This window comes from Pseudocitrobacter sp. 73, from assembly GCF_008369545.1.
Taxonomy (GTDB): domain Bacteria; phylum Pseudomonadota; class Gammaproteobacteria; order Enterobacterales; family Enterobacteriaceae; genus Pseudocitrobacter; species Pseudocitrobacter vendiensis.
Genome location: NZ_VTZO01000058.1, coordinates 1 through 7,207, shown reverse-complemented (window position 1 = coordinate 7,207; position 7,207 = coordinate 1). Strand labels below are relative to the sequence as shown.

Sequence of the window (7,207 nt, the reverse complement as noted above, 5' to 3'; positions counted from 1 at the left end):
TGATCCACCGCGCGATAAATAAGCCGCAATCCGTGAGATAAATCGACACGGTGCGGCTTTTCAGATACTGCAAAGGAATTACAGATTATCAGTCGTAAGCAACCCGACGCTTACGGGCAAGAACAGCTTCCAGTGCTCTTTCCAGTTCAGGAATGGATAGTTTCAGCGCATTAGCCACATCAGGAGCAGGTGCCTTGTTCTTGCCATCAATGTAGATATGGTTAATTACGTTAATCCCGCCATTAGACGCGCCCCCTCTGGTGCCTCTGGCTGCAATTCCCGTTCCTTGTCCCGAATATCCTGCTCTCATAATCTCCGGTGGAGGGAGACGAGGCACTTCCGGCATCATTTCCTCTGCCAGCCGCTGCCCGGCAAGCGCCGCGAGCGGGGTGGTTCGTTGCAGGCCAATAGCGGCCCCCTGAGAGATATTCGACCCGAAGCCCATAAAGACCCGACTTGGCGAGTGAATCCCCAGCTTTTCCTTGAACCAGCCACCGACACTATCCCCCATATCGGTGACGGTATTTTTAAGCGACTCCCACTTATTTTTGATACCGTTCACCAGTCCGTCAATCAGATGACCGCCAAACTCCGTAAACTGGCTGGGAAGGTCGATATTAAACCACTTCATTACCCCCGCAAACGCTTTGTAGAACAGCCCCAGCGGCGACCAGTTCAGGATTAGCTTACTGACGCCGAGAACGCCGCCGTTAAAGGCCGTTTTGACTTCCTCCCATCGCTGTGAGAACCATCGACTTATTGCCCCCCAGTTGCGGTATATCAGGTATGCGCCCCCGGCGATGACGGTTATAGCAATGCCTATGGGATTCATCATCAGCGCCCGGCCAAACCAAAGAAATGCTTTTGCAACGACCATGACGCCCCTGAACAGCCCACCTGCCAGCGCTTTACCCAGCGTCCCGGCTCCCTTCGCTACGGTACTGAATCCGGTAGCCAGCCAGCGCAACCTGCCACCAACACCAAGGGCGGCTTTCAGCTTCACCCAATGAGTGTGTACCAGAACAGCGTTTTTCCACATCCCAACAAAAGGTGAAAAAAGCAGATTCAGGCCGAGCTTCAGACCGACAGTGGCGAGTTTCAACCCCAGTAGTGCGCCAACAGTCTTTGCCACACCCTGAACAAGGGTAGGGTTTTGTTCAATCCAGTGCTTGGTTGACTGAATCATCGGGATTAATTGCCGTGTTGCTGATACAAATGAGGGGGAAAGTTGATTTCCCAGAGATATAGATAAATCACGGGTATTTACCATCAGGGCTTTGGTCGCTTCCAGCGGCGATTTGAGCCTTTCAGCATAGGATGCCGCCAGCAGGTCATTATCAGCCGCTTTAAGTGCGCCAGAACGGATTGCCCGGTATTTATCCATGTTAGCAAGCATAGGGCGAACGAACGCCATTACCTGCATATCGGTAAACATCTCACCCAGCCCAAAGTTTTTAGCCAGGCTTTGTAATGCTTCGTCCCGCGCCTTGTTGTCCTGAATTTGCATTGCGGATTTAAAACCAGCCAGAGCTTTCGGACTCGTTGCATTAAGGTATCTTTGGGTTACATCCAGCATACCTTCAATGGGGGAAACTCCGGCTGCTTTATAATTCGCAAGAGACCCCATCAGGTCGATACCTAAATCGGCAAATCGCTTCTGCGTATCAGGCGCAAAAATCTTGGTGAGGAAGTTCCTGAAATTGTTTGCAGTCTCATCCGGTGAACCTGAACCAATCATAGCGACCTGCAAACTGGCCCCAATCTCCGCCACTGCATCCTTACCGTCTGCAATACCCTGCATCATCGGCGCAAGCGACTGAATCCATTTCACCTGGTCAGGGATTTCAAAAGACCCCTGGTCACCTGCGTAGGCCATGATGTTCTGTACCGCGCCAAATTCTTTTGCGCTGCCTTTCAGCGAGTTTTGCCACACCGCCGCAACCTTTGCCCATTCCGTTCCTGCGGTACGGGTTGCCGTGGCTGCACGGGCGATATTCGGCATGTAATTGCCAATATCTGAAAGCCCGTCAATGTTATCGCTGATAAGTGAACCAACGGCGTCCTGCATATCATTCTGATACTGGTTGTATTTGAGCGACCACCCTTTAATTTGCTCTCCCAGCGTCTTACGGGTTTTATCGTCATATTTCGCCGTGATTGACATATCAATCATTTTATCTTCAAACGATGCCGACTGTTCTATAGCCGGGGACACAAGACTGTAAGCCGCCCTGGCTTGTGCATACGCCTCAACACCCTGACCGTAGAGCGCCATGCGGTTAGATTTCAGGGCGTCAGAAGTGGCAGACGCTGCCGACAGGCGGGACTGCTGGCGGTTAAGCTGTTCCAGCGTTCTGCCGACCCGTTGCAGGTCATTGTTCAGGCGCGAGGCTACGCCCGAACCAACCTGACCGTAACGCTGCATGGCGCGTGACAGGCTGCTTTGCTGCTCCGTCAGTCGGCGTGACGTGTCGCCGAGAGAATCCAGAGTACGCCGGGTATTGCTCATGGCGGAACGGAAGCTGCTCCCGACAATGCCGCCAATCATCACGCCAACAGAAAAGTTATTGCTCATGCTTCACTCCGGTAATGAGTGGTTCGGTGGCGTCATTCGCTTAGCGACAGTCCATCAATCCCGGTAATACCTAAAATCCCGGCAATAACGACATTCAATTCAGTGTCCACCTGCTTACGTTCACTGACCAGTGCCGCTACGATCTTACGGCGGTCTGCCAGAGACGGGAGCTTGTCATTTCCCCACTGCACGCTTTTGTCTTTCTTAAGGGTTTCTGTCAGACGGGATGCAACCACGTCCGGGAAGAAAAAGCAGAGCTTGCGCATGACTGCCATCCCGGTATCAGCCGGGGAGACGTTGCCACCCAGCCCCACCAGGCGAAACAGACCGGAAATATCGCCGTTCTCATTTTCCAGATTACCCCAGCGTTCAGCATTCCCTTCATTACCTGAACAGTTGCAAAGAGCACGCTTGAATGACTGATATTCTTCCTGTCCAAATCGTTCAATATATTCAGGGATAAAAGAACAGTAATCATGAAGAGATAATGGCATATTTTGAAGTGTATTTATTTCCTCATCGATTTCAATGATTCGACGAGCTAGTTTTTCTTTCTGTTCATTCATGGATGCGAGATTATCTTTTACGGCATCCAGTGCTTCGGCAAGGGAAATAACAGATTTCATATTAATAACTCCAGATAAATGGCTTGGTAAGGGTGAGAGCTTCGGAATAGGAGACGTTGCAGGCTTCGCTTACATCCTTTATTAAAAGATGTTGCGCTGCCCTCTGGCTATCGGCTATGCCGTCGAACTCTGAAAAATAAACGTGTGATGCATTGTGACCAAAAAAGACTGGGTAACAGCTTTCCATAAACTCCACCTGCTCCAGTCCCTTTACGGCTGGCGGCTGTGAGCCGAGAAAACCGATATGGCGAAGATACCAGGCTCCGGTTCCTGCCGGATTGCTGGCCTCGCCGGGCTTATAGAATGATGCTGACACTTTTTTGTAATGCCCCGAACGCACCAGCCCCAGCAGAGTTGCATCCGGTTTTACCAGCGCGAATAGCCTGCCGTTCTTGCTTATTAGCCCGGTGGTTTCTCCATAGGCCGGGCTGTTACTGGCAGGATGCCCCAGACACAGCGGCGCACCATAACCCGCGCTGCGATAGCCGTTATAGGCCGCAGCTATGTTGTCGATATCCTCATCGGAAAAGCTGATTTCCTGCCCCGCCATCGCGGTATGTGTTCCCGCCCGGAATATCTCGATAGTCTTCCAGTTACCTACGTTGAGATTTGTCATTTACATGTACTCAGTTGTGATGTGTAAACAGTGTTGTGTCGCCCAGTGTCAGGCGGCACTGTCTTTCAGACTGTTTCTGTATTCACGGCGTTTTTGGGCGATAATGTTGTAAATCCATTGCAGGGAATATCCGTATTTTTTCGCTATTTCAGCGATGGGAATACCTTCATTAAAGTCTGCGAAAACCAGATCATACTTTTCTTCATTGAGGTCTTTTGTTCCTTTTGGGAAATACATATTAAGCCCGCCATACACATCTGACAGGTAAGCCATGATGTCTACAGCAATAGATTCAGACTGGCCCTTATCGACGCCGTACATGTTAAGACGGCAGGCAATGTGCGTTGCCATATCACTAAGCACTTCGGCAGACTGACGCATTTTTCTTTTGTTCGTCATGATTATCACCCGTTGCAATATCAGTAATTCACTCAGAAAAGGCTTTATAAAGCTTTACAGCGTGTGACTGGCGGTAAAGGCTAACCTTGACCGCAGCAAACCAGCCTGACGGCTTAGAAAGCGTTACAGCACCTTGTTAAAGTCAGTTAATAATATCGGGTGTGGGCGGGTATGTTTTTTAATGTACTTTAGATATGAAGAAGCCCCTCAGTATAGGGGCCTCATTGATGCAAAGGTGATTATTACAGCGGTCTTTTTTCCCTAAGTTCTTCCATTATTGCCATTGCATCTGTTACCAGAATTCCGGCGGCATCCGCTATTGCAGACATTTCAAAGCCTGCGCCAACCTTTTCAGTACTCGACTGCGAGGCATAATCCAGCAGTTTTCTTACTGCATCAAGGCGAAATGTGGCTGCATCATAAACGGCTTTCGAATCAGTTCCACTTTTTATAAAAAGGATATCATCATGGCTACCCTGAGAAAGCATAGGCATAGCGCGGTAGGTATTGTCGTTTTGGGAAACGCTCATTTTGCAGACCTCCGGTTTATGACAAATTTATTATAAACCTCATAACTGGCTGCATTCAGTCCGGGGCTATATTTCTCTGCCAGAGAACAGGCAATCATATGCTCAATAAATTTTGTTATTGCGCTAAGTTCAATAATACCGGAATAACGCAAAGCCACTTTAAGTAACTCGCGGCAATATTGTTTTTTATTTCCTTCAATTTGTCCTGATTGTTTTATTTCTGCCTCTTTATCGGATTCATCCTCAACAGACAAGGAAGGGGCATCTGTTTTATTCGTCAGCGTTCTTTCGTAGATAATATCTTCGCCAGATTGAATTACGCGCTGTAACTCTCTGGCGCTCATGCGACGAATATCATCAAGAGTGTGGTCATTATATGCCCCACCACTGGCAAGAAGATCCAATGCCGCTTCATCCAGACGGGCAAGCAGGATTAACTTTGTTTTACCGATACCAGTTTTTGCGATAGCTGCACGTGGCGTATTGTCTTGACCGAATTTAAGGGCAATACGCATGGCATCAATAGCGGTACGGTGTGCAACCCCTAATTCAGTGAGACGGCTCATGAACTCACCATGGGGACTATTATCCTTGATAAAATGCAGCTGAATCCCGACACGAATCAGATCCATAATTTCTTCCTGAGTAGTGCCGCTCTTGGGTAGTAGTGAACTGATCGTATCAGCTTGGTTTGTTGTGTCTGAATGGTTAAACTTGTTTTTAGCCATTGTCGTTACCCTTATTAACGGTGGTGGTCAGAGGCCCGGCTTGTGTTTCCGCACAGCCGGGCTTTGCTTTACTTGGTGCTATGCAATGATGTACATTTGCAGTCACATTGATTAATATATACCGGAGAACACCAATGTCAACCAAAGAAAACCAAAGGGAACGACATGTTGTACAGCTACGGCTCGACGCAGACCTTTCAGAACGCTTAGCTAAGGCCATGCAAGAGGATGGTGATGACAATAAAGCAGGATGGATAAAACGGTTGCTGCGGAGAGAACTCGATAAACGAGGGGTAAAAACAACCAATTAAGCCCTGTACATTTAGCTGGAGGATTTTGAAATGATATTTGTCACATACCGTCGCAACACGGTCTCAACACAAAAGAGTGCAAAAAAGGTTAGCGCACCGTTCCAATTACGGCTGGATGGTGAGCTGAGGGATGCTATTGAAGAGGCAAGGAAGCAAGATGGTGATGAATCTATCGCTGGTTGGATGAAACGAACACTTCGTAAGGAATTGATAAATAGAGGCATCTTGAAATGATGTCTACTGCTTATCACAAAACCGTAATTTAAGGCAAAGAAAATCGGAAGTATTTCACCGGAGAGCATAGCGATGGCAAGAACAAAGTCAAAACAAGTAGAATTAGTAACTGATTCAGATCTGAACCCTGCGCTGGAAGCCACTCAGAACCTCATGGCTAACATTACCAGCCAAATAACTGATGAACGTGATCTGCTGAACCAGCTTCTTGGTCAAGCACAGATGGCTGATGCCTTTGAGCAATTTTCCCGAACGGTTCGGACTTCTAAACTGGCTTTTGTTAAAGAAAACAAGCTATATCGCAATCTAAAGGGTAAGAAGACACCGAACGGTTCGGAGTTTTCGGGCACATGGGATGAGTTTTGTAATGTTCTCGGAATATCCGTTGATAAAGCAGATTTGGATATTGCCAACCTTACCGCCTTCGGTGAAGAAGCCCTGGATTCCATGTCCCGCATGGGGATCGGCTACCGTGAACTTCGTCAGTTCCGCCGACTACCAGACGATCAGAAAAGTACCCTTATTGAGGTGGCAAAAGAAGGTGATAAAGCTGCATTTGTCGAGCTGGCAGAAGAGTTGATTTCTAAGCATGAAAAAGAGAAGACCAACCTACACACCGACCTTGAAATTAATCGTCAATCTCTCGCTGAGCAAAAGGAAAAGGTTCACCGTTTAATTGATGAAAAAAATGAGCTTGAAGATAAGCTTCGTGTTCGAGTTCAACGAGAAGCACCGGAAGAAAAAATAGCACATATCAAGCAAGAAATTGCTGGTTTGCAGGCTGGTGCCTTTTCGGCTTTAATGAGCATTGCCAATGGGTTTAGCGTCCTTTCAAATGACACTGAAACGACTGGCACTGTACATGCTGGATACATGGCTGGTATCCTTGACGACATACAGGCGAGGATAATGACAATACGCGATGATTTAAATTTACCTGCCTATCGTGAGTACGACCCTCGACCAGATTGGCTTGATGCCGAAGAGGTAGTAATCAAACCAGAATCATCCCAAACAGCTAATCACTGATTCTGATTATTTGAGACTCGCCCGGTAATTTTTTTTGGTTCGGGCGAGTTTCAAATACTGAAACATTTTTACAAAACCCTTCCCATAAAATCCACAGTCTTCCCCTATAGTCCCACAATTATCTAGCGGATAACCCTGTATTTATCTCATGTCTAATCA

At 47.8% G+C, this 7,207-nt stretch carries 9 protein-coding genes; 3 read left to right on the top strand and 6 right to left on the bottom strand.

Annotated elements, in window-relative coordinates; all coding sequences use genetic code 11:
- Positions 1-88: 88 nt before the first annotated feature.
- From F0Q32_RS25415 to F0Q32_RS25390, 6 genes are all read right to left on the bottom strand, one after another.
- Positions 89-2,575 carry a phage tail tape measure protein gene (locus F0Q32_RS25415; RefSeq protein WP_149465144.1) on the bottom strand — a complete coding sequence of 829 codons (2,487 nt, stop codon included), beginning with the start codon at positions 2,573-2,575 and terminating at the stop codon, positions 89-91.
- 32 nt (positions 2,576-2,607) lie between these two features.
- Complete coding sequence (locus F0Q32_RS25410) at positions 2,608-3,201, bottom strand: hypothetical protein (protein ID WP_149465143.1); 594 nt, start codon at positions 3,199-3,201, stop codon at positions 2,608-2,610.
- Between the two features lies 1 nt (position 3,202).
- Positions 3,203-3,817: a hypothetical protein gene (locus F0Q32_RS25405; RefSeq protein ID WP_149465142.1), complete on the bottom strand. Its 615-nt coding sequence runs from the start codon at positions 3,815-3,817 to the stop codon at positions 3,203-3,205.
- 48 nt (positions 3,818-3,865) lie between these two features.
- Entirely contained in the window at positions 3,866-4,216 is a 351-nt protein-coding gene (locus F0Q32_RS25400) for a Mor transcription activator family protein (protein ID WP_149465141.1), read from the bottom strand.
- Positions 4,217-4,458: 242 nt separating this feature from the next.
- Positions 4,459-4,746 (bottom strand): hypothetical protein, encoded by a 288-nt coding sequence (locus F0Q32_RS25395; RefSeq protein ID WP_149465140.1) that lies wholly within the window; start codon positions 4,744-4,746, stop codon positions 4,459-4,461.
- A complete protein-coding gene (locus F0Q32_RS25390; protein ID WP_255475784.1) occupies positions 4,743-5,474 on the bottom strand; it encodes a hypothetical protein in 732 nt (243 codons plus the stop codon). The genes F0Q32_RS25395 and F0Q32_RS25390 overlap by 4 nt, the downstream gene beginning before the upstream one ends.
- A gap of 134 nt (positions 5,475-5,608) precedes the next feature.
- Here F0Q32_RS25390 and F0Q32_RS26265 point away from each other — a divergent pair, with 134 nt between their 5' ends.
- The 3 genes from F0Q32_RS26265 to F0Q32_RS25380 all read left to right on the top strand — a co-directional run bounded on the left by F0Q32_RS26265 (position 5,609) and on the right by F0Q32_RS25380 (position 7,048).
- Positions 5,609-5,785, top strand: coding sequence for a hypothetical protein (locus F0Q32_RS26265; RefSeq protein ID WP_162906128.1), 177 nt, complete (start codon positions 5,609-5,611; stop codon positions 5,783-5,785).
- A 30-nt stretch (positions 5,786-5,815) separates the two neighbouring features.
- A complete protein-coding gene (locus F0Q32_RS25385) occupies positions 5,816-6,019 on the top strand; it encodes a hypothetical protein (RefSeq protein ID WP_146938882.1) in 204 nt (67 codons plus the stop codon).
- Positions 6,020-6,091: 72 nt separating this feature from the next.
- Complete coding sequence (locus F0Q32_RS25380) at positions 6,092-7,048, top strand: hypothetical protein (RefSeq protein ID WP_149465139.1); 957 nt, start codon at positions 6,092-6,094, stop codon at positions 7,046-7,048.
- Positions 7,049-7,207 lie beyond the last annotated feature (159 nt).

Bases quoted from the DNA above. Each gene is read 5' to 3' on its own strand.
- F0Q32_RS25415 (WP_149465144.1), bottom strand. From the start codon at position 2,575: ATGAGCAATAACTTTTCTGTTGGCGTGATGATTGGCGGCATTGTCGGG.
- F0Q32_RS25410 (WP_149465143.1), bottom strand. From the start codon at position 3,201: ATGAAATCTGTTATTTCCCTTGCCGAAGCACTGGATGCCGTAAAAGAT.
- F0Q32_RS25405 (WP_149465142.1), bottom strand. From the start codon at position 3,817: ATGACAAATCTCAACGTAGGTAACTGGAAGACTATCGAGATATTCCGG.
- F0Q32_RS25400 (WP_149465141.1), bottom strand. From the start codon at position 4,216: ATGACGAACAAAAGAAAAATGCGTCAGTCTGCCGAAGTGCTTAGTGAT.
- F0Q32_RS25395 (WP_149465140.1), bottom strand. From the start codon at position 4,746: ATGAGCGTTTCCCAAAACGACAATACCTACCGCGCTATGCCTATGCTT.
- F0Q32_RS25390 (WP_255475784.1), bottom strand. From the start codon at position 5,474: ATGGCTAAAAACAAGTTTAACCATTCAGACACAACAAACCAAGCTGAT.
- F0Q32_RS26265 (WP_162906128.1), top strand. From the start codon at position 5,609: ATGTCAACCAAAGAAAACCAAAGGGAACGACATGTTGTACAGCTACGG.
- F0Q32_RS25385 (WP_146938882.1), top strand. From the start codon at position 5,816: ATGATATTTGTCACATACCGTCGCAACACGGTCTCAACACAAAAGAGT.
- F0Q32_RS25380 (WP_149465139.1), top strand. From the start codon at position 6,092: ATGGCAAGAACAAAGTCAAAACAAGTAGAATTAGTAACTGATTCAGAT.